Consider the following 19,782-nt stretch of genomic DNA (forward strand, 5'->3'; position numbering starts at 1 on the left):
GTTCTGGCCCCCGCCCGCAGCGTCCGCACCGGCCGGCTCCGCGACCGCCCAGCGCGCGAGCGCCCGGGCGAATGCGGCGTCGGGCACGGTGCCGACGACGCTCACGCGCCCGGCGCCGGCGGCCCGCGTCGTGGCCGCGGGGAAGTCGCCGAATCGCGGATGCACGTACCGCGCGAGCACGTCGGCGTCGTCGACGAGGAGGCCGTCGACCCACCGCGTCGCGCGGGCCGCTTCGTCAAGATCGAGGACGCCGCCCTCGGCCTCGACCGGGATCGCGGCCTCGAGGTTCGAGTACTCGTCGTAGCGCACGCCGGCGACGTCGGCCAGCCGCGGCGGAGCGACTTCGACGCGGGCGCGGGCTTCGTCGTCGGCGTAGCCGGTGCGCGGCCCGAGCACGAGGTGGCCGCCGGCGGCGACGTAGTCGCGCAGCAGCGCGAGCTCGTCGTCGGTCAGCACGTAGACGCCCGCGGCGACGAGCACGGGGTGGCGCCGCGCGAGCTCCGCGGCGCCGAGGCCGGCGGCCTGGTCGAGGTGGAGCAGCCGTGCCTGTCGGCCGGTCTCGACGACACCGCGGTGGAATGCATCGGCGATGCGCTCGAAGGACTCGCCCTCGATGCCGCGCTCCCCGGGGAACGGCGGGGTGTTCTGCAGCGCGTAGCGGCTCGGGTTCGACCAGAGGATCGCGACGTCGGCGTCCGGCTCGTACCCGTCGAGGGCGTCGCCGATCGCGGCGAGGTCCGCGCCGATGCCGGCGATCTCGTCGTAGACGCGGCCGGGCACGAGGCTGTGCGGGAGCACGCCGCCCCAGTACGTCTCGATGCCGAAGGGCAGCGTGTGCCAGTGCCAGTACTCGATCATCGTCGCGCCGCGCGAGATGAGCGTGAAGGCGGACTGCGCGAGCTGGCCGGGGTACGGCGGGAAGTTGACGTCGGAGTGGCCGATCGACTGGGCGTTCGTCTCGGTGACGAGGAACGGCCCCTGCTTGGACGCGTACATGCGGTCGCCCTGCCGGATGAGCCCGGCGACGCCCGTCGTCGTCCAGTGCGAGAGCTGCGCGGCTTCGGCCGCGGGATCGAGCCGGTCCTGCATCCCGTAGTAGGGGTTGCCGGCGACGACATCGAGGCTCGTGGCGAGCCGCTCGTCGTCGAGCGCCGGTCGGCCGTACTGCAGGCAGGTCGTGACGAACTGGTCGTCGCGGGCGTACTCCCGCACGATCTCGGCCTGCCAGGCGATGAACTCGCTCGTGAGCTCCGCCTGGAACCGGCGCCACGCGAGGTCGTACTGCGGGAAGGTGTTGCCGTCGGGTCGCCAGAGCTCGGACCAGTCGGTGAGCCGGTGGGACCAGTAGACGAGCCCCCACTCGCGGTTGAGGGTCTCGACGTCGCCGTAGCGCGCCCGGAGCCGGCGCACGAACTCGGCGAAGACGTGGTCGCCGTGGAACAGTTCGTTCCCGGGCTCGTTGTCGACCTGGTAGCCGATGACCGCGGGGTGGTCGGCGTACCGGCCGATGACCGCGCGGATGACCCGCTCGGCGTACTCGCGGAAGACCGGGTGGCTGAAGTCCGCCTCCTGGCGCGCACCCCAGGGGATCGGCTCCCCCGTTCGGCGCTCGGCGGCGATCTCGGGGTGTGCGATCTGGAGCCACGGCGGGACGGCGTAGGTCGGGGTGCCGAGGATGACGCGGATGCCCCGCTCGTGCGCCGCGTCGAGCACGGGTGCGAGCCATTCGAGCTCGAACCGGCCGTCGGCCGGCTCCCACGTGGACCAGACCGATTCGCCGACCCGGATCACGTTCATGCCGGCGTCGCGCATGAGGCCGAGGTCGGTCTCGAGCCGGTGCAGGTGGTGGTACTCGGGGTAGTAGGCGACCCCGAAGAGGAATCCGGGTGCGGGGAGGTGCGGTGCGGTGCGGGTCATGTTCGGCGTACTCCGTCGTGCGTCGTTCGGTGCGTCGTCGCAGGCTTGCGTCCCGCCGTCGCGACGGAACCGGTTTCGCAATGTTGTCGATAACATTGCTTGCAGGAAAGGATGTTGTCGATAACATCGGCTGTCAAGAGGGCGAGTGGAAAAATGTGACGCCGGGTCCGATCCACTCGGCCCTGCCCGGAACGGAGCCCAGCGATGACCCCGACGGAGCACCCGTCCGTGCCCAGTGCCGACGCGCGCGGCGACGACGAGCGGAGCCGGGGCCGACGCGACGCGCGGCCGCCCACCATCTACGACGTGGCCGACGCCGCGGGCGTCTCCCACCAGACCGTCAGCCGCTATCTGCGCGGGTACGAGGGCATCCGGCCCGCCACCCGCGCCCGCGTCGAGCAGGCGCTCGACGACCTCGGCTACCGGCCGAACCTCACCGCCCGCAGCCTGAAATCCGGGCGTTCCCTGCGCATCGGAGCACTGACCCACGAAATCTCGCACGTCGGCCCGAGCCGCAACGCCCAAGCGGCGAGCATCGCGGCCCGCGAGGCCGGGTACGTGCTCGACCTGATCTTCCTCGACGCCCACGACGCCGAGGCCATCCGCAGTTCCCTCGACCTCCTCGCGCAGCAGGACCTCGCGGGCATCCTCGCCCTCTCCTCCACCGATGAGATGACTCGCGTCTTCGAGTCGACCGACTTCCGGGTGCCCACCCTCATCCGCACCGAGAGCGACGAGATCGGCCGTGCCGGGGCGTCCGAGCTCACCGGCGTCGGCATCCCGAAGGCGATCGGCCATCTCGCCGATCTCGGCCACCGCGACTTCCTCCATGTCGCCGGCCCCGAGAACTGGTCGGCCGCCCGAAACCGCACCCGGGCGTTCGAGTTCGAGATGGCGCGCCGAGGCCTCCGCTCCTCGGGCGTGCTCGCCGGCGACTGGTCGGCGCGTTCGGCGTTCGAGGCCGTCGCCGCGCTGCCCGACCCGTTCACCGCCACCGCGGTGCTCGCCGCCAACGACCAGATGGCGCTCGGCGCCATGCTCGCGCTCAAGCAGCGGGGGCTGCGCATCCCCGAGGACGTCAGCGTCGTCGGCATCGACGACATCCCGGAGGCCGCGTACTTCGACCCTCCGTTGACGACGCTCCGCATCGACTTCGCGTCGAGCGGGCGCGCATCGTTGCAGGAACTGCTCGCGCTCATCGACCCCGCGCTCGCGACGAAGCCCGAACTGCCGGCACCGGCCGAGCTCGTCGTGCGCGCCTCCTCCGGCCCCGCGCCGGCGCGCACGCCGGACGTCGGCGAACCCGTTCGCACCGCCTGCTGAGTGAGGGGGGTCGCGGACCGGCCCAGGCGCCGGGCCAGCCCGCGAGTCAGTGGGTGACCGCCCGTCAGGTCGGGGAGGGCACCGCGAGCCGCTCGGCGAGCCACGCCCGGGCGCCCGCGTCGTAGTCGCGCGCGAGCGACGTGGTGCCGGCCAGCGACTCGAAGCCGTGCGGCGCGCCAGGCACGACGACGAACGACGTGTCGACGCCGGCGGCGGCGAGCGCCTCGGCGTACGCGCGATCCTCGGCGGCGAACAGGTCGATGTCGCCGACCCCGATCCAGGCGGGCGGCAGGCCCGCGAGGTCGGTGCGCCGCGACGGCGCCGCGTACGCGGGCACGTCGGACGCGCCGGCCTCTGCGACGCCGCGGAGGTACGCGCCCCAGCCGACGAGGTTCGCCCGGTTCGTCCACACGAAGTGCTCGGGCTCGTCGCGCGTGCGGTCCGCCGCCGTGCGGTCGTCGATCATCGGGCAGTACAGCCACTGCGCGGCCGGCTGCACGCCGCCCAAGTCGTGGAGGCGCAGCACGAGCCCCGCCGCGAGCCCGCCGCCCGCGCTCTGCCCGCCGATCGCGACGCGCTCGGGATCGATGCCGCGCTCGACCGCGTGCCGTTGCAACCAGCCCCAGGCCCCTGCGACGTCGTCGAGCGGGGCCGGGTAGGGATGCTCCGGCGCGAGGCGGTACTCGGCGGAGACGACGGTGATGCCGAGCTCCTCGGCGATCTGCGTGCAGCGGTCGGCGTCCTGGGCGGAGGCGCCGATGACCATCCCGCCGCCGTGGATCCAGAGCAGCGCGGCATCGGGGCCGTCGGCGCCGAAGCGCACCGGCGTGAACACGTCGACCGGCTGACCGCCGTGGATCTCGATGCGCTCGACGCGGACCGTGGTCGAGGACCTGGCCTTCGGCATGAGGTGCATCGCGGCGCGCACGAGAGCGCGGCCGGGGCGGGAGCCCACGGGCGCGGCCGGCCACTTGCGGCCGGCGAGCTCGGGGGCGAGCAGGGAGGCGTCCATGCGGGACATCGTCGACCCGCCGGGCTCAGCCGAGCAGCCCGGACGCGGACACGCCCGCGACCGTGCCGCCGTCGACGAGGAGGTCGGTGCCCGAGATGAAGCTCGCGCGAGTGCCGTCGAGGAGGAACGCGGCCGCCTCGGCGATGTCGTCGGGGGTGCCGAGGCGCTTGGCCGCGGAGGCCTCCACCATGCCGCGCATCTGCGCGCCGGACTCGCCCGCGAGCTCCTCGCGGCCCATCGGCGTCGAGATGACGCCGGGGCTGATCGAGTTGACGCGGGCCCCCGCGGCGCCCCACGCGACCGAGGCGCGCTCGACGCGCACCTGGTTGGCGCGCTTGGCGATCGAGTAGGCGACGCCGGCGTTCGGCAGCTGGGCGAGCATCGGGAGCTCGAGCAGGTCGTCGGTCGGGGTGTCGGCGAAGGACTCGGTGACCTCGGCAGGGAGCGAGCCGGCCGCGAAGTAGGCCGACATGCTCGAGATGTAGACGCCGGCGCCGCCGGGGGCGATGACGCGGGCGAACTCGTCGAGGGAGATCGCGAAGCCGAGCAGGTCGACGGCGAGCACGGCCTCCTTCGACGCCTGCGTCGGCGAGAGTCCGGCGGTGTGGGCGACGTGGGTGACGCGGCCGAGCGCGGCGGCGTCGTCGGCCAACTTCGCCACGGACTCGCGCTTCGACACGTCGACGAGGTGCGGCACGACGTCGTAGCCGATTCCCTCGAGCTCGGCGGCGAGCGCGTCGAGGGTGGCCTGGTTGAAGTCGGCGATGACGAGGGTGCGGCCGGAGCCGATGCGGCGGGCGATGGCCTGGCCCATCCCGCCGACTCCGATGACGACGGCGACGTCGTTGGACATGGTGGTTCCTCCTGAGACCTGGTCTCGCACGGGTGATCGCATCGTCGCGATATACGAGACGCTGAGTAGCCTAAATCACGGCGGGCCGCGCCGCGACGGTTACGCTCGGCAGCATGGATGCCCGACGCCGCGGCCGCCCCCGCGACCCCGAAGCCGATCGCGGCATCCTCGAGGCCGCCCGCGACCTGCTGCTCGACGTCGGCTACGAGAAGCTCACGATGGCCGCGGTCGCCGAGCGCGCCGGCGTCGCCAAGCAGACCCTCTACCGGCGCTGGACGTCGAAGTCGCACCTCATCGCCGGGGCCGTGCTCGCGGGCTACCTCTCCCCCGACGTCGGGCCCGACGGCCCCGAGCCGACCGGCCTGCGCGACTGGTTCCACCGGCTCGCCGACTCGCTCGACTCCCCGCAGAACACGGCGACCGTGCGGGCCCTCGCAGCTGCGGCCGCCGAAGGCGGCGCGGACGAGGCCGCCCTCGCCGAACGCTTCACCGCGCCGACCCGCGGCCGGCTCGTCGCGATGCTCGAGGCCGCCCGCGAGCGCGGCGAGGTGCGCGCCGACGCCGACCTCGCCGCGGTCGCCGATGCGGCGCTCGGACTCGTGCTCTACCGGGTGCTCGCCCGGCTGCCGCGGCCGGACGACCGGTTCGACTCGCTCGCCGACGTGCTCCTCGTCGGGCTCGCGCCGAGCTCCGGTCGGTAATCCGGTCCGACCTGTCGATCCGGGCGCCGCTGCCTCGTTCATCACCCGAGGCCGCAGACCGCGGTCCGGACTACGGTCGGAACGAACGGAGACGACGATGCGATACACGCTGCTCATGCACTACCCCGAGGTCTCGCCCGAGGAGCTCGGCGACGAGGTGATGGAGGCAGGCCGGCAGGCCATGTCGAGCTATGCCGCGACGCTGCAGGCCGCCGGCGTGCTCATCGGCGCCGAGGTGCTCCAGCCGTCGGACGCGACGACGACGCTGCGGAAGGTCGACGGCGCGCTGCGCATCCAGGACGGCCCCTTCGCCGACACGAAAGAGCAGTTCGGGGGCTCGTTCGTCATCGACGTGCCCGACCTCGACGCCGCCCTCGACTGGGCCGGACGCGCCCCCGGCCTCGACTGGGAGGGCGCGATCGAGGTGCGCCCGGGCGCCACCCACACCGTGGACGGCATGTGGATGCCGAACGTCTGACCGACGCGCAGGCGGCCGCCGCCTCGGCCGCCGAACACGCGGCCCGGTCCTCCTACGGCCGGCTCGTCGCGATCCTCGCGGCGGGCACGGGCGATCTCGCCCTCGCCGAGGATGCGCTCGGCGACGCCTTCGCGACGGCGCTCGCGCGCTGGCCGGAGAGCGGCGTCCCCGAGAACCCGGAGGGGTGGTTGATCGCCGTGGCCCGCAACCGCCGTCGCGACGTCTGGAAGTCGGCGGACGTCCGACGCACCGAGCCGCTCGGGGACGGCGAAGGCCGCGACGGCGGGCGGGCGGGGCCCGAGCCCGCGGTCGACCCGTTCGCCGACCTCGACCCGTGGCGCATCCCGGATCGTCGGCTCGAACTGCTCTTCGCGTGCGCGCATCCGGCGATCGACCCGGAGATGCGCACCCCGCTCATGCTCCAGGTCGTGCTCGGCTTCGAGGCCGCGCGCATCGCCCGGGCCTACACGGTGCCCGCGGCGACGATGGCGCAGCGGCTCGTACGCTCGAAGCGCCGCATCGCCCGAGCCGGCATCCCGTTCGCCCTGCCCGACCGTCGCGCGATGCCGGAACGCCTCGACGCCGTGCTCGAGGCGATCTACGGCTGCGCCGCCCTCACCTGGCGGGGCGACGCGGCATCGCTCGCGGGCGAGGCGGCCGAGCTCGCGCTCGTGACCGCGGACCTGCTCGGCGACGAGCCGGAGGCCTGGGGGCTCGCGGCCCGGCTGACGCTCGGCCTCGCCGCGCGACGCCCGGGACCCTACGTCCCGCTCGACGAGCAGGACCCCGTCGGCTGGGACGCCCGTCGCATCGACTTCGGCGAGACGCTGCTCGGCCGCGCCCAGGCGCGCGGCGCCGTCCCGGGGCGCTTCCAGCTCGAGGCCGCGATGTACGCCGTGCACCTCGACCGGCGTCGCACGGGCGTCCTCGATCTCGCAGCCCTGCGCACCCTCGCCGCTGCGCTCGTCTCGGTCGCGCCGAGTCTCGGCGCCGAGGTCGCCCTCGCGGCGATCCTCGGCCGGGCGGAGTCGCCCGCGGCGGGCCTCGCCGCACTGCCGGCCGGCGGCGAGCGCTTCCAGTCCTGGCAGGCGACGCGCGCCGAGCTGCTCGCCCGGAGCGGGCGCCGGGCCGAGGCCGCCGAGGCCTACGACCGGGCGATCGCCCTCTCGGACGACGACGACGTGCGCGTGTTCCTCCGCGGTCGGCGCACGGAGCTCGCCTGAGCGTCCCGCGGCACGCCGGGGCTCACTCCACCGGCAGCACCGGCGTGCCGTGCGTGTGGAACGTGTCGATCGTCTTGAGCCCCCACGCCTGCCCCTTGGCGCGTTCGGCGGCCGTCCACGAGATCGTCTTCCAGTCGGGCGCGAGGATGAGGCGCGCGCCCGCGTTGCAGAGCTCGATGCGGTTGCCGCCGGGCTCCCACACGTAGAGGAAGAACGTCTGCTGGATGGCGTGCTTGTGCGGGCCGGTCTCGATGTGGATGCCCGCCTCGAGCATGACGTCGGCCGCCCGCAGGATGTCCTCGCGGGTGTCTGTCGCGAACGCGAGGTGGTGCAAGCGGCCGTTGGCGCCCGTCCAGTCCTGCGTGTAGACGAGGTCGTAGCTCTTGTTGCCGAGGTTGAACCAGATCGCCGCGTCCTCGCCCTCATCGGTGACGATGCGCTCGGTGCAGCGGGCGCCGAGCACGTCGGCGAGGAAGCGGCTCGTGCCGGGCACGTCCTTCGTCAGGTAGTTGACGTGATCGAGGCGGCGCACGTTGGCCCCGCGGCCGGGGAAGGCGGCCGCCTGGTTCTTGAGGGCCGGGGTGTCGGTCTCATCGGGGACGTACCAGCCGGCCTCCCAGTACAGGCCCATCGGATGCCCGTCGGGGTCGTGGAAGCGCACGACCTCGCCGAGTCCCCGCACCCCGGCGTCGATGCCGTCGACGAGGCCGGCGAGCTCGATCTCGGCGCGGACGCGCTCGAACGCGGCCGCACTCGCCGCCCGCACGAACGTCGTGCCGACGCCCGCCCGCTCCCGACGGATCAGCCGGATCGTCCAGGAGAGGTAGTCGTCCCACGTGTGCAGGTAGATCGAGTCCGCGTCACGGCCGACCTCGCGGAGCGCGAGCTGGTTCACGAAGAAGTCGCGGCTCTCCTCGAGCACGGGCGTGTAGAGCTCGAGGGGGCCGACGTGGGCGAGGTCGCGTCGGCGTTCGGGGTCGTGGGTCAGTCGCGACGCTGCGATGTCGGTCACGGGCGGTCCTTTCGGCGGGTGCGGATCCGGCGGGGTCGGGCCCGGCGGGGTCGGTTCAGGCGGTTCGGTTCGGGCAAGGGCGGCTCAGGCGGTGCGCGGCCAGGTGCGGCCGTCGAGGAGCTTTCGGGCCGTGCGCACGACCGTCGAGGAGGCGAGCGAGGTCGCCGCTCCGGTGCCGGCGAGCGCGAGCTCGGCCTCGAACGCGCCGGTCGGATGCTCGACGAGGTACGGTCCGCCGCCGGCCGCGGCGTCGAAGACGACGGTGCCCTCGGTCAGGACGCCCGTGACGACGGACACCGCCCCGAGCACCCCGATGGCCTCGTGCACGCGGTGCGGGATGAACGTTCGGGTCGTCACGAGGCCGCCGTGCCGCGCCGGGGAGCAGATCGAGAGCTTCGGCACGGTCCGGTCGGCGACGTCGCCGAGGCCCATCGCGGTACCCGCCTCCAGTCGCACGCGTTCGAGCCGCTCGCGCAGGGCGGCGTCCGCCTCGAGGTCGGCCGGGGACTCGTCGCCCGCGAGAGCGAGGTCGCCCGCGCGCAGCAGCACGACCGGCATCCCGGCGTCGACGCACGTGACGTCGAGGCCGTCGAATCGGTCGACGAGCCGCCCGGTCGGGAAGGCGCTGCGGCCGTCGCCGGGGAACTCGAGCCGGATCGGCGCGGCGGGGAAGGGCGCCCCGGCCATCTCGGCGTCGCCGTCGTAGCGCACGCGGCCGCCGGGCGTCTCGAGGTGCGCGGTGACGAGGTTCGGCACCGGGTTGACGATGCGGATGCGCACCGGGGTGACCTCGCCCGTCGCGGCGACGAGCCCGCGCTCGATCGCGAACGGGCCGACGCCGGCGAGCAGGTTGCCGCACGTCTGCGCATCGGAGACGACGGGACGGTCGGGCACGACCTGCAGGAACAGGTAGTCGACGTCGGCATCGGGCGTCGAGGACGGCGAGACGATCGCGACCTTGCTCGTAAGCGGATGCCCGCCGCCGAGCCCGTCGATCTGGCGGGCGTCGGGCGAGCCCATGAGGCGCAGGATCAGGTCGTCGCGCTCGGCCGGGTCGGCCGGGAGATCCTCGGCGAGGAAGTAGGCGCCCTTCGACGAACCGCCGCGGAGCACCATGACGGGGATGCCGTGCTCGGCGCTCATGCGCGCCGCTCCGAGGCATCCAGTCGCGGCACGCCCTGCTCGGCGACCGAGTCCAGGACGGCGGCGACCGCGCGGGCGATGTCGGCGCGCCCACCGGAGGACTCGGCCATGGCGGCGGCGGCCTCCATCTCCTCGATGCGCCGTCCCGCGTGGCTCGCCGTCCCCTCGAGCAGCCCGGCGAGGGTCGCCCGGTCGAGGCCGACGAGGGTCTCGACGAGGTGGTCCGCGAACCAGTCGCCGAGCCCCTCGCGCTCGGCCGCTCGGAGCGACTCGATCATGACGCCCGTGAGGCCCTTCACGAGCAGCGAGCGCAGGAGCTTGCGAGCCGCGGCGGTGCCGGGCGGGCCCTCGAGCACGTCGACGCTCATGCCGGCCGAGCCCAGGATGACCGCGACCTCCGCCGCGCCGTCCCCCGACAGCAGCACGGGCGTGCGGGCGGCGCCGCGGCGCACCGGCGCCATGATCGCGGCGTCGGCGAAGCGGAAGCCCGCCTCCGCCGCCCGCTCGGCGAGCGCCCGCTTGTCGGCGGGGCCGGCCGTCGCGAGGTCGGCGTGCAGGATGCCCCGGGGCGCGGCCGCGAGCGTCGTCGCGAGCGCGTCGGCCGAGTGCGCGGCCGTCGTCACCGCGAGCACCAGGTCCGCGTCGGCGACGGCGTCCTCGGCGCTTTCCGCGAGCCGGACCCCGTCGAGTTCGGGCATCACGACGGGGTCCCACCCGCGCACCTCGGCGCTGCCCGCGAGCGAGCCCGCGAACATCCGGCCGGCTTCGCCGAGCCCGAGCACGGCGATCCTCACGGCGTCGCCGCCGACGGGCCGAGGTCGTCCTGCCGCACGTAGCGCACGCCGAGCTCCGTCAGGAGCGGCCGGAGCCCCTTGCGGTCGAGGCTGAGCTCGCCGCCGCGGTAGGCGAGCCGATCGGCCTCCTCCTTGGCGATGCGGGCGTCGGCGGCGGCGAGCACCGACGCGGCCTCGAGCCGCGGCACGCGCAGCACGCCGTCGTCGTCCGCGACGACGACGTCGCCCGGGAGCACCTGCACCCCGCCGACGACGACCGGCACGTTGACGGAGCCCGCGGTCGCCTTGACCGTGCCCTGCGCGTTGACCGCCGCAGACCACGCGGGGAACGCCATCTCGCGCAGCTCGGCGGTGTCGCGGATGCCGGTCGTCGTCACGATGCCGCGCACGCCGCGAGCCTGCAGCGCCGTCGCGAAGAGCTCGCCGAAGGCGCCGTCGAGCGAGGGGCTCGTCGTCGCGACGACGAGGAGGTCGCCGGGTCGGCACTGCTCGACCGCGACGTGGATCATGAGGTTGTCCCCCGGCCAGCTCAGCACCGTCACGGCCGTGCCGGCGACGCGGGCGCCCGTCTGGATCGGACGGATCGCCGCCCCGACGAGGCCCGTGCGGCCCATCGCCTCGTGCACGGTCGCGACGCCGTGGACGCCGAGCGCGTCGACGACGTCGGCGTCGGCGCGCGCGATGTCGGTGACGACGAGGCCGAGCTCGCTCATTCCAGCACCCCGGTGACCTGCGGGTAGTAGCGCACGTACGCCTCGCCCATCGTCTCGTGGGGCAGGCCGAGGTTCGGACCGGCGTTGCGCTTGACCTGCACGCCACGGCGCACCGCGAGGTCGGTGTAGTACGACCACATGTGCCGCTGGGCGGGCAGGCACTCCATGGCGGCGCGCTTGGCGGGGAACGCCGCCGTGATGTCGAGCAGCACGTTCGGCTTGAAGTCGCTCTGCTCGCTCTGGTGCGGCTCGAAGAAGAAGACGGGCGGGGCGCCGATGATCTGCTCCTGCGTCGGCACGGAGCCGTCGGCGTTCGGCACGCCGATCGCCTGCGCGAGCACGCGCGCCTCGAGCGCCATGCGGGCGGCCGCCGGGTGGTCGCCGTTGTAGGGGTCGGCGAGCGGATGCGTGAGCACGACGGTGGGCTGCACGCGACGGAAGACCTCGACGAGCGCGACGAGCGCCTCGGGGGTCGGCACGAGCGGGTAGTCGCCCAGATCGAGGAATTCCACCTCGGCGCCGAGCGCTGCGGCCGCGGCCTCGGCCTCGGCGCGCCGGAGCGCCGTGATCTCGTCGAGGCCCTTGCCCGCGAGCCACTGGGATGCGGACTCGCCGCGTTCGCCGTAGGAGAGGCAGACCACGGTCGCGCGTTCGCCCCGCATGGTCGCGGCGGCGATCGCGCCGCCGGCGCGCCAGACGAAGTCGCCGGCGTGGGCGCTGACGACGAGCAGAGATGGATTCGGCATTGAACCTCCAGGAAGACTGTCGTGGACATCCCACCTCATCGTCGCCATGATTGTCAACAATATCGCTGACGAGATTGTGCGAGCAGATCGGGCGGGGCTGCCGTCCGCGCACGCGAGGATAGGTCAGAATCGAGCAACCCCGGGCGGCGACGGCGCCGCATCGGGCGGGGACCCGCCTCGCGGGCAACGGGAAGGATCGGCCGGACGTGGCAGAACGAATCGACGTCGGAGCGGAACTGCGCAGCGCCATCCTGCGCGGCGACTACGCCCCGCGGCAGCGGCTCATCGAGGCCGACCTCGCCGCCGAGTACGGCGCGAGCCGCTTCGCGATCCGCAACGCCCTCATCCAGCTCGCCGCCGACGGGCTCGTCGAACTGCAGCAGAACCGCGGCGCCCGGGTCCGGGAGATCACGGTCCCCGAGGCCGTCGAGATCACCGAGATCCGGCAGGCCGTCGAGTCGCTCGTCGCCGGCCGCGCCGCCGAGCGCGTGACCGACGAGCAGATCGCCGAACTGCAGGAGCTCGCCCAGGCCATGCGCGACGCCGTCGGCAGCGGCGAGCTCATGCGCTACTCCGACCTCAACAACGCCCTGCACGGGATGCTCCGCGACATCGCGCAGCACGAGACGGCGAACCGCATCCTCGCCCAGCTCAACGGCCAGATGGTGCGCCACCAGTTCCGCCTCTCGCTCTACCCCGGACGGCCGGCGATCTCGCTGCCCGAGCACCTCGCCATCGTCGAGGCCGTCTGCGCGCGCGATCCCGAGGCCGCGGCCGGTGCGATGAGCGCCCACGTGCACAGCGTCATCGACACGCTCGCGCACTCCGACGAGCACGGCCGCGCGACGGGCGCCCGCGGCCGGTAGCGCCGCCCTCGCCGGTCGAGTAGCCCGAAGGGCGTATCGAGACCTCGCGAGGCCCGTTGCCGGGTCTCGATACGGGCTTCGCCCTGCTCGACCAGCGGAACGTCCGCTCCGCGAACACCTTCCGGCGTTCCGTGCAGGAACGCCCGGTTCCCTCGGCGCGCCCGTCGGGGCATCCCTACGCTCGCCGTGCGCCCGGGCCGCCGAACACGGATTGCTGACAATTTCGTCGCCAGTATTGACAGCGATTCGCGGCGAGGCATATCGTCGCGGCAGTTCGGTTCCGCCAAGAGCCCGGCGCCCGCCGGGAGCATCCGACGATCACAACGGAGTGAAATGAAGCACAAGCTGCTCACGATCGGGGTCGCCGCAGCGACCCTGCTGGCCATGTCCGCCTGCACGGACTCCGACGCCGCCACGACGACCGACGACGCCGGCTCCTCGGCGTCGGCCGAGCTCACCCCCGTCACCGTCGGCGTCATCCCGATCGCCGACACCGCGGCGCTCTACCTCGGCGACTCGCTCGGCTACTTCGAGGACGCCGGGCTCGACCTGACGATCGAGACCGCCGAATCCGGCGCCGCGATCGCCCCGGCCGTCGTCTCCGGCGACTACCAGTTCGGCTTCAGCAACAACCTCTCGTTGCTCGTCGCGAACGAGAAGGGGCTCGGCCTCACCACGGTCTCCGCGGCCGTCGCCACCACCGGCGACCCCTCGTCCGACATGGGCGGCATCATCGTCAAGGCCGACTCCGACATCCAGACGCCCGCCGACCTCGCCGGCAAGACCGTCTCCAGCAATGCGGTCGGCAACATCAACCAGGTCGTCACCCGCGCGGCGATCGACGCCGACGGCGGCGACTCCTCGACGACCGAGTTCGTGGAGGTCGCCTTCCCCGACGCCATCGCCGCCGTCGAGAACAGCCAGGTCGACGCCGCCTACGTCGTCGAGCCGTTCGTGACCGCCGCCCTCGCGGCGGGCGACCGCGTCGTCAGCTACGCGTACGCCGAGTTCGACCCGAAGCTCGACATCGCGAGCTACTTCACGACGCAGGCGTACGCCGACGAGAACCCCGACGTCGTCGAGGCGTTCCAAGAGGCCATGACGAAGTCGCTCGAAGCCGCGCAGGACGACCCGGACGCCGTCCGCGACATCCTCACGACCTACACGAAGACGGATGCGGCCACCGCCGCGAAGATCGTGCTCCCGGTCTTCCCCACCGAGATCGACCGCGCCGCCCTCGAGAAGCTCGGCTCTGCCGCCGTCGAGTACGGCATCCTCACGGCCGAGCCCGACCTGGACGCCCTGCTGCATTGATCGTGGAATCCGCCCCGGCCCGCGCGGTCGCGCGGTCGGAGCCCGGGCGGCGGTCCCCCCGCCGCCCGGGCTCCGGCCTCGGCCCGCTGCTCGGCACGGCCGGCATCCTCGGCTTCCTGCTCCTCTGGGAGCTCGTGAGCCTCGCCGGCCTCGTCGACACCCGCTTCCTGCCCGCCCCGCACACCGTGCTCGTGCGGCTCGTCGAGTACCTGCGCGACCTCGCGTTCTGGCGCGACGTCGCCGACACGATGACCGCCTGGGCGATCGGTCTGACCATCTCGGTCGTCGCGGCGACCGTCCTCGGTTTCGCGATCGGCTCGAGCCGCTTCCTCGAGCACGCGACGCGCTCGACGATCGAGTTCCTCCGGCCGATCCCGTCGGTCGCCCTCATCCCGCTCGCCGTCATCCTCTTCGGCGTGAAGATCCAGTCGGCGCTGCTGCTGATCGTCTACGCGTCGTTCTGGCAGGTGCTCATCCAGGTGATCTACGGCACGAAGGACGTCGACCCCGTCGCCGAGGCGACCGCTCGCAGCTACGGCCTGAACCGCTGGCAGCGGGTGCGTCACGTCGTGTGGCCGACGGCCCTGCCGTACCTCATGACGGGCATCCGGCTCGCGGCGACCGTCGCCCTCGTGCTCGCGATCACCGCCGAGCTCATCATCGGCACGCCCGGCCTCGGCAAGCAGATCGGCCTCACCCAGTCGACCGGCGACGTCGTCGGCATGTACGCGCTCATCATCGCGACGGGCCTCATCGGCGTCGGCATCAACTTCCTGGCCCGCCTCGTCGAGCGCAAGGCGCTCGCCTGGCACACCTCGATCCGGACGGACCTCGTCACGTGAGCGCGTTCCTCAGAAACACGGCATTCCTGCTCGGGCTCCCCCTCCTCCTGGTGCTCTGGTGGTGGTGGGCGACGATCGACAGCACGAACTTCTTCGTGCCGACCCCCGGCGAACTCGTCACGACGTTCGTCGACACGTGGTTCGGCCCGCGCTTCTGGCAGGACGTCCTGCCGAGCATCGGCCGGCTCGCCGCCGGTCTGGCGCTCGCCATCGTCCTCGGCGTCGCCTTCGGCATCCTGATCGGCTCGTTCAAGCGCCTCCGTCAGTTGCTCGAGCCGCTGCTCGAGTTCATCCGCGCCGTGCCGCCCGTCGTCCTCGTGCCGCTGCTCATGCTGCTCATCGGCATCAACGACCTCATGAAGGTCGTCGTGATCGTCTCGGGAGCGATCTGGCCGATCCTGCTCAACACCGTCGAGGGCGTGCGCGCGACCGACGAGGTGCAGCGGGACACGTGCGCGACCTATCGCATCCGCGGCCTGAACCGGCTGCGCTACCTGACCCTGCCGGCGGCGAGTCCCCAGATCCTCGCCGGCGTCCGCCAATCCCTGTCCATCGGCCTCATCCTCATGGTGATCTCCGAGATGTTCGGCTCCTCGTCGGGCCTCGGCTTCACGATCGTGTGGTTCCAGCGCAACTTCGCGATCCCCGAGATGTGGTCCGGCATCCTCGTGCTCGGCCTGATCGGGCTCGGACTGTCGGTGATCTTCCGCGTCGTCGAACGACGCATCCTGCGCTGGTACCACGGACTCAGAGAGGTGCAGCGTGCGAGCTGACACGAAATCCATCCCCGCCTTCGACGGCCCCATGCTGCAGGTCGCCGGGCTGCGGAAGATCTACCCGACCGCGACCGGCGGCTTCGAGGCCATCCGCAACCTCACCTTCGACGTGCCGGCCGGCCAGCTCGCGTGCATCGTCGGTCCGTCCGGCGCCGGCAAGACGACGCTGCTGAAGTGCATCGCCGGGCTCCTGCCCCGCACCGAGGGCGTGCTCGAGCTGCACGGCAAGGACATCACCGGACCGCCGAAGACGATGGCCGTCGTCTTCCAGGAGTACGGGCGCAGCCTCTTCCCCTGGATGACCGTCGAGCGCAACGTCGAACTGCCGCTCAAGGCCGCCGGCGTGCCGAAGGCCGAGCGCCGGGCCCGCGCGGCCGAGGCGCTCGAGCAGGTCGACCTCGCCGACGCCGGCGGCAAGTACCCCTGGCAGCTCTCGGGCGGCATGCAGCAGCGCGTCGCGATCGCCCGCGCCGTCGCCTACCGCCCCGAGGTGCTGCTCATGGACGAGCCGTTCGCCGCCGTCGACGCGCAGACGCGCGCCGACCTCGAAGACCTCGTGCGCCGCATCTGGAAGGAACTCGGCATCACGATCCTCTTCGTGACGCACGACATCGACGAGTCGGTCTACCTCGGCGAGCGCGTCATCGTGCTCTCCGCGGCGCCGACGGTCGTGCAGGACGACATCCTCGTGGACCTGCCCGCCGACCGCGACCAGTTGCGCACGCGCTCGCTGCCGCGCTTCGCGGAGCTGCGCACGCACGTCTTCGAGGAGATCCAGCGGGCCAAGGCCGAGGCGAAGACGGGCGCGATCCCGGCACGCTGAGCGGGGTGCCGGACGATTCGACGTGCGGCGGACGGGCGACGGGCGGTCGCGGCGGGGCGGATGCTCCTCGCCGCGGCCGCCCGTCGGCGCTGCGCCCTACGCTGTCGCCCATGGACTTCGAGATCGGCGGCACCGTGATCGAGTGGCGGGGCCCCGCGCCCTACCACTTCCTCGCCGTGGGGCCCGAGGAGTCCGCCGCCATCGACGAGCTGCGTCCGCTCGTGACGTACGGGTGGGGCATGGTGCCCGCGGAGGTGCGCCTCGGCGCCACGACGTGGAGGACCTCGCTCTGGCCGAAGGACGGCGGCTACCTGATCCCGCTGAAGGACGCGGTGCGCCGGGCCGAGGGCGTCGAGGCCGGCGACGAGATCGCGCTCAGGCTGCGGGTCGGCTGAGCTCGAGCGTCATGTAGACGCTGTTGGGGTCGAGCGTGTAGTCCGCGAACGGCCCGCACTCGACGAACCCGTTCGCCGCGTAGAGGGTGCGGGCGGGGATGAAGAAGTCCTCGCTGCCGGTCTCGAGGCTGACGCGCGCGTAGCCGCGCTCGCGGGCGACGTCGAGCACGTGGGCGAGCAGCAGCTTGCCGAGGCCGCGGCCGCGGGCGGCGGCATCCGTGCGCATCGACTTCAGCTCGGCGAAGCCGGGGTCGTGCTCCTTGAGGGCGACGCAGCCGAGCGCGCTCTCGCCGTCGAACGCCGCCCAGAAGCTCATCGAGGGCGCGGACAGGCCCGTCACGTCGAGGGCGTGCACGCTCTCGGCGGGCGAGGTCGCGTGCATGTCGGCGAGGTGGTCCTCGAGCAGTCGGAGGACGCGGGGGTCGGCGAGGTCGCCGTCGATGATGCGGAGTTCGGGCACCCTCCGATTCTCCTCCACATCCGGCGGGTGTCCCTGCCCGGGCCTCGCGCCCCGGGCCGGGAGGGGCTAGGAATGAGGACGACGGCGCACGGGGGTGCGCCGGCGCCGGCACCGGTCGGCGCACGCGATGACAGGGGGTTCCCGCATGTCCAGTCTCGAATTCGACGGCTTCCTCGCCGAGGCGCGCAGCGCCGCGAGCGCAGCGAGCTACGACGTCCAGAAGCTGCCGGAGGACAGCGTGGAGCGCCAGGCGCTGCACAACGTCGTGACCGCGCTCGACGCGCTCATCTCCGCCGCGGCGGAGCTCGCCGACGACTCGGAGGACTGACGCGATGGCGGGTGCGATGGCAGGCCGGGCATCCGGTGCCCGCCGTGTCCTCGTGCCCGCTCTCGTCGCCGTCGGGGGCGCGGCCGCGGCGTCGGGCATCCTGATCTGGTGGCGCTGGCTGAGCCGGCGGCGTGCCTTCTGGCGGCTGCGCCTCTCGGATGCCATCCCCGTGCACTCGGCCTACTGGCGGGCGCGGCGGAAGGGCGGCGGCGACCTGCGCTACGTCGCGATCGGCGATTCGGCCGCGCAGGGCATCGGCGCGAGCCGGCCGGCCAACGGGTACGTCGGGTTCCTCGTCCGCGACCTCTCGCGGGCGACGGGCCGCTCGTTCCGCGTCGACAACCTGGCGATCTCGGGGGCGACCGTGGGGATCGCGCTCGAGCGGGAGCTGCCCGTCCTCGAGCAGATCCTCGCGAGCGAGCAGCCGCCCGACCTCGTGACGGTCGCGATCGGCGCCAACGACCTCGCCGACTGGGATGCTGCGCGCTTCGACCGCGAGATCCGCGAGCTCTTCGCCCGACTGCCGGGCCACGCGCTCGTGGCCGATCTGCCCTCGTTCTACTTCCTGCCCGAGCAGCGCGACGTGCGGCTCGCGAACCGCCTCCTGCGCGCCGCGGCGGCGGAGCGGGGACTCGAGGTCGTGCCGCTGCACCGGATGACCGATCGCCAGGGGCTCTTCGGCGTCGTCACCCAGTTCGCCGGCGACCTGTTCCACCCGAACGACCGCGGCTACCGGATCTGGGCGGCGGCGTTCCTGCCCGCGGCCCTCGACCGACTGCGCGAGGCCCGAGCGCGACGACGAACTGCGCCCGCCCGGAATACGGACGGCCCTCGGCCTCGTTGCATGCGACCATGACCACTCTCGGAATCATCGGCGCCGGCCACATCGGCAGCCAGGTCGCCCGTGCCGCGCTCGCGGCCGGCTACGACATCGTCATCGCGAACTCGCGCGGGCCGGAGACGCTCGCCGACCTCGTCGCGGAGCTCGGGCCGAACGCCCGCGCGGCGACCGCGCTGGAAGCGGCCGAGGCCGCGGACGTCGCGGTCGTGACGGTGCCGCTCAAGGCCTACCGCGACGTGCCCGTTGCGCCGCTCGACGGCAAGATCGTGATCGACACGAACAACTACTACTGGGAGCGCGACGGCCGCTTCCCCGAGCTCGACCGCGGCGAGGCCACGACCTCGGGCCTGCTCCAGGCCCACCTGCCGGGCTCGAAGGTCGTCAAGGGCTTCAACCACATCGGCTCGGGCGAGATCACGACCGACGGCACGCCCGCGGGCACGCCGAACCGCCGTGCGCTCGGCACCGCGAGCGACTTCCCCGAGGCGATCGACTTCATCACGAAGCTCTACGACGAGCTCGGCTTCGACACGGTGAGCGCGGGTCCGCTCAGCGAGTCGTGGCGCCTCGAGCGCGACCGCCCCGCGTACGTCGTGCGGCAGAACGCCGAGGAACTGCGGGCGAACCTGGCGGCGGCCTTCCGCGTGCCCGACGCGGCGTAACGCGGAACCCGCTCGTCGCTCGGCGGCCGGCCCGTCACTCGGGCCGGCCGCCGAGCCGTCCGATGCACCGACGCGCGAGGGCGGCGCCCGATCCGAGCGCCTCCTGCGCCGACGCGCCCGCGACCCACGCGGCGAGGAATCCCGCGGCGAACGCGTCGCCCGCACCCGTCGGGTCGAGCGCGTCGACCCGCTCCGGCTCGATCTGCGCCGCGCCCCGGGTGCCGGCGGCGAGCGCCCCGTCCGCGCCGAGGGTGAGCACGGCATCCGGGAAGCGTGCGGCGAGCGCCGCGAGCACGTCGGCCGGCGGATGCTCCGGGCCGAGCCCCGTGAGCGCACGGCCTTCGGCGAGGTTCGCGAACACCAGGGATGCCGCGCCGAATGCCGTCTCGAAGGGGGCCGTCCCCCGGTCGGCGAGCCAGCCGGCCGACCCGGTGGCGGCGACGACGAGCGCGCCGGCCGCCCGCGCCCGCGCGACGAGGCGGCCGAACGCGGCCGGATCGGTGTCGCCCGCGAGGCCGTGCCCGGTGGCGAGATCGGTGGAGCACACGCCTGATCTCCGT

General features: G+C 73.3%; 23 protein-coding genes. 13 read left to right on the plus strand and 10 right to left on the minus strand.

What is annotated here, in order from left to right; all coding sequences use genetic code 11:
- Window positions 1-1,917 (minus strand): beta-galactosidase (locus GB864_RS14365; RefSeq protein WP_160426249.1); only part of this gene is annotated, 1,917 nt, incomplete at its 3' end.
- A 204-nt stretch (window positions 1,918-2,121) separates the two neighbouring features.
- Here GB864_RS14365 and GB864_RS14370 point away from each other — a divergent pair.
- Window positions 2,122-3,240: a LacI family DNA-binding transcriptional regulator gene (locus GB864_RS14370; protein WP_160426251.1), complete on the plus strand. Its 1,119-nt coding sequence runs from the start codon at window positions 2,122-2,124 to the stop codon at window positions 3,238-3,240.
- A 64-nt stretch (window positions 3,241-3,304) separates the two neighbouring features.
- Here the strand turns inward: GB864_RS14370 and GB864_RS14375 are convergent, their stop codons facing one another.
- Window positions 3,305-4,252: an alpha/beta hydrolase gene (locus GB864_RS14375; RefSeq protein ID WP_160426252.1), complete on the minus strand. Its 948-nt coding sequence runs from the start codon at window positions 4,250-4,252 to the stop codon at window positions 3,305-3,307.
- A 25-nt stretch (window positions 4,253-4,277) separates the two neighbouring features.
- Window positions 4,278-5,105, minus strand: coding sequence for an SDR family oxidoreductase (locus tag GB864_RS14380; protein WP_160426254.1), 828 nt, complete (start codon window positions 5,103-5,105; stop codon window positions 4,278-4,280).
- A 113-nt stretch (window positions 5,106-5,218) separates the two neighbouring features.
- Here GB864_RS14380 and GB864_RS14385 point away from each other — a divergent pair, with 113 nt between their 5' ends.
- The 3 genes from GB864_RS14385 (at window position 5,219) to GB864_RS14395 (ending at window position 7,507) form a co-directional block, all read left to right on the plus strand.
- Complete coding sequence (locus tag GB864_RS14385; protein WP_160426255.1) at window positions 5,219-5,806, plus strand: TetR/AcrR family transcriptional regulator; 588 nt, start codon at window positions 5,219-5,221, stop codon at window positions 5,804-5,806.
- Between the two features lie 97 nt (window positions 5,807-5,903).
- Window positions 5,904-6,284 carry a YciI family protein gene (locus GB864_RS14390; RefSeq protein ID WP_160426257.1) on the plus strand — a complete coding sequence of 127 codons (381 nt, stop codon included), beginning with the start codon at window positions 5,904-5,906 and terminating at the stop codon, window positions 6,282-6,284.
- On the plus strand, window positions 6,266-7,507 hold the full coding sequence (locus GB864_RS14395) for an RNA polymerase sigma factor (protein WP_336604020.1): 1,242 nt from the start codon (window positions 6,266-6,268) through the stop codon (window positions 7,505-7,507). Before GB864_RS14390 ends, GB864_RS14395 begins: the two co-directional genes overlap by 19 nt.
- 22 nt (window positions 7,508-7,529) lie before the next feature.
- Here GB864_RS14395 and GB864_RS14400 read toward each other — a convergent pair whose 3' ends face one another.
- From GB864_RS14400 to GB864_RS14420, 5 genes are all read right to left on the minus strand, one after another.
- Entirely contained in the window at window positions 7,530-8,519 is a 990-nt protein-coding gene (locus tag GB864_RS14400; RefSeq protein ID WP_336604021.1) for a VOC family protein, read from the minus strand.
- A gap of 84 nt (window positions 8,520-8,603) precedes the next feature.
- Window positions 8,604-9,662, minus strand: a complete 1,059-nt coding sequence (locus GB864_RS14405) for a PrpF domain-containing protein (protein ID WP_160426259.1) — start codon at window positions 9,660-9,662, stop codon at window positions 8,604-8,606.
- Window positions 9,659-10,444, minus strand: coding sequence for a DUF1932 domain-containing protein (locus GB864_RS18980; RefSeq protein ID WP_160426260.1), 786 nt, complete (start codon window positions 10,442-10,444; stop codon window positions 9,659-9,661). The genes GB864_RS14405 and GB864_RS18980 overlap by 4 nt, the downstream gene beginning before the upstream one ends.
- An 8-nt stretch (window positions 10,445-10,452) precedes the next feature.
- Window positions 10,453-11,169 (minus strand): 4-carboxy-4-hydroxy-2-oxoadipate aldolase/oxaloacetate decarboxylase, encoded by a 717-nt coding sequence (locus tag GB864_RS14415; protein WP_160426262.1) that lies wholly within the window; start codon window positions 11,167-11,169, stop codon window positions 10,453-10,455.
- Entirely contained in the window at window positions 11,166-11,915 is a 750-nt protein-coding gene (locus GB864_RS14420) for a PIG-L deacetylase family protein (RefSeq protein WP_160426263.1), read from the minus strand. The genes GB864_RS14415 and GB864_RS14420 overlap by 4 nt, the downstream gene beginning before the upstream one ends.
- 206 nt (window positions 11,916-12,121) lie before the next feature.
- On the opposite strand from GB864_RS14420, the gene GB864_RS14425 reads away from it, so the two are divergent.
- From GB864_RS14425 to GB864_RS14450, 6 genes are all read left to right on the plus strand, one after another.
- Window positions 12,122-12,781 (plus strand): FCD domain-containing protein, encoded by a 660-nt coding sequence (locus GB864_RS14425; RefSeq protein WP_160426265.1) that lies wholly within the window; start codon window positions 12,122-12,124, stop codon window positions 12,779-12,781.
- 333 nt (window positions 12,782-13,114) lie between these two features.
- Window positions 13,115-14,095 (plus strand): ABC transporter substrate-binding protein, encoded by a 981-nt coding sequence (locus GB864_RS14430; protein ID WP_160426267.1) that lies wholly within the window; start codon window positions 13,115-13,117, stop codon window positions 14,093-14,095.
- 2 nt (window positions 14,096-14,097) lie between these two features.
- A complete protein-coding gene (locus tag GB864_RS14435) occupies window positions 14,098-14,937 on the plus strand; it encodes an ABC transporter permease (protein WP_336604022.1) in 840 nt (279 codons plus the stop codon).
- Complete coding sequence (locus tag GB864_RS14440; RefSeq protein WP_336604023.1) at window positions 14,934-15,710, plus strand: ABC transporter permease; 777 nt, start codon at window positions 14,934-14,936, stop codon at window positions 15,708-15,710. The genes GB864_RS14435 and GB864_RS14440 overlap by 4 nt, the downstream gene beginning before the upstream one ends.
- Window positions 15,711-15,741: 31 nt before the next feature.
- The gene (locus tag GB864_RS14445) at window positions 15,742-16,536 is read left to right on the plus strand and encodes an ABC transporter ATP-binding protein (RefSeq protein WP_160426287.1); all 795 of its coding nucleotides are present in this window, start codon (window positions 15,742-15,744) and stop codon (window positions 16,534-16,536) included.
- 110 nt (window positions 16,537-16,646) lie between these two features.
- Complete coding sequence (locus tag GB864_RS14450; protein WP_160426270.1) at window positions 16,647-16,931, plus strand: DUF1905 domain-containing protein; 285 nt, start codon at window positions 16,647-16,649, stop codon at window positions 16,929-16,931.
- Here GB864_RS14450 and GB864_RS14455 read toward each other — a convergent pair.
- Window positions 16,912-17,391: a GNAT family N-acetyltransferase gene (locus GB864_RS14455; RefSeq protein WP_336604024.1), complete on the minus strand. Its 480-nt coding sequence runs from the start codon at window positions 17,389-17,391 to the stop codon at window positions 16,912-16,914. The genes GB864_RS14450 and GB864_RS14455 overlap by 20 nt on opposite strands.
- Before the next feature lie 145 nt (window positions 17,392-17,536).
- Here GB864_RS14455 and GB864_RS14460 point away from each other — a divergent pair, with 145 nt between their 5' ends.
- Genes GB864_RS14460 through GB864_RS14470 form a run of 3 tightly spaced genes read left to right on the plus strand, consistent with a single transcriptional unit; the run spans window position 17,537 to window position 19,222 of the window.
- Entirely contained in the window at window positions 17,537-17,719 is a 183-nt protein-coding gene (locus GB864_RS14460) for a hypothetical protein (RefSeq protein ID WP_160426272.1), read from the plus strand.
- A gap of 4 nt (window positions 17,720-17,723) precedes the next feature.
- Window positions 17,724-18,575 (plus strand): SGNH/GDSL hydrolase family protein, encoded by an 852-nt coding sequence (locus GB864_RS14465; RefSeq protein WP_160426274.1) that lies wholly within the window; start codon window positions 17,724-17,726, stop codon window positions 18,573-18,575.
- Window positions 18,572-19,222, plus strand: coding sequence for an NADPH-dependent F420 reductase (locus GB864_RS14470; protein WP_160426276.1), 651 nt, complete (start codon window positions 18,572-18,574; stop codon window positions 19,220-19,222). The genes GB864_RS14465 and GB864_RS14470 overlap by 4 nt, the downstream gene beginning before the upstream one ends.
- A gap of 34 nt (window positions 19,223-19,256) precedes the next feature.
- Here the strand turns inward: GB864_RS14470 and GB864_RS14475 are convergent.
- Window positions 19,257-19,782: carbohydrate kinase family protein (locus GB864_RS14475; RefSeq protein WP_236779137.1), on the minus strand; the 526-nt coding region annotated here is incomplete at its 5' end.

Origin of the sequence: Agromyces seonyuensis (assembly GCF_009789225.1) — a bacterium.
GTDB classification, from domain to species: Bacteria; Actinomycetota; Actinomycetes; order Actinomycetales; family Microbacteriaceae; genus Agromyces; species Agromyces seonyuensis.

Bases quoted from the DNA above. Each gene is read 5' to 3' on its own strand.
- GB864_RS14370 (WP_160426251.1), top strand. From the start codon at position 2,122: ATGACCCCGACGGAGCACCCGTCCGTGCCCAGTGCCGACGCGCGCGGC.
- GB864_RS14375 (WP_160426252.1), bottom strand. From the start codon at position 4,252: ATGGACGCCTCCCTGCTCGCCCCCGAGCTCGCCGGCCGCAAGTGGCCG.
- GB864_RS14380 (WP_160426254.1), bottom strand. From the start codon at position 5,105: ATGTCCAACGACGTCGCCGTCGTCATCGGAGTCGGCGGGATGGGCCAG.
- GB864_RS14385 (WP_160426255.1), top strand. From the start codon at position 5,219: ATGGATGCCCGACGCCGCGGCCGCCCCCGCGACCCCGAAGCCGATCGC.
- GB864_RS14390 (WP_160426257.1), top strand. From the start codon at position 5,904: ATGCGATACACGCTGCTCATGCACTACCCCGAGGTCTCGCCCGAGGAG.
- GB864_RS14405 (WP_160426259.1), bottom strand. From the start codon at position 9,662: ATGAGCGCCGAGCACGGCATCCCCGTCATGGTGCTCCGCGGCGGTTCG.
- GB864_RS14415 (WP_160426262.1), bottom strand. From the start codon at position 11,169: ATGAGCGAGCTCGGCCTCGTCGTCACCGACATCGCGCGCGCCGACGCC.
- GB864_RS14420 (WP_160426263.1), bottom strand. From the start codon at position 11,915: ATGCCGAATCCATCTCTGCTCGTCGTCAGCGCCCACGCCGGCGACTTC.
- GB864_RS14430 (WP_160426267.1), top strand. From the start codon at position 13,115: ATGAAGCACAAGCTGCTCACGATCGGGGTCGCCGCAGCGACCCTGCTG.
- GB864_RS14445 (WP_160426287.1), top strand. From the start codon at position 15,742: ATGCTGCAGGTCGCCGGGCTGCGGAAGATCTACCCGACCGCGACCGGC.
- GB864_RS14450 (WP_160426270.1), top strand. From the start codon at position 16,647: ATGGACTTCGAGATCGGCGGCACCGTGATCGAGTGGCGGGGCCCCGCG.
- GB864_RS14460 (WP_160426272.1), top strand. From the start codon at position 17,537: ATGTCCAGTCTCGAATTCGACGGCTTCCTCGCCGAGGCGCGCAGCGCC.
- GB864_RS14465 (WP_160426274.1), top strand. From the start codon at position 17,724: ATGGCGGGTGCGATGGCAGGCCGGGCATCCGGTGCCCGCCGTGTCCTC.
- GB864_RS14470 (WP_160426276.1), top strand. From the start codon at position 18,572: ATGACCACTCTCGGAATCATCGGCGCCGGCCACATCGGCAGCCAGGTC.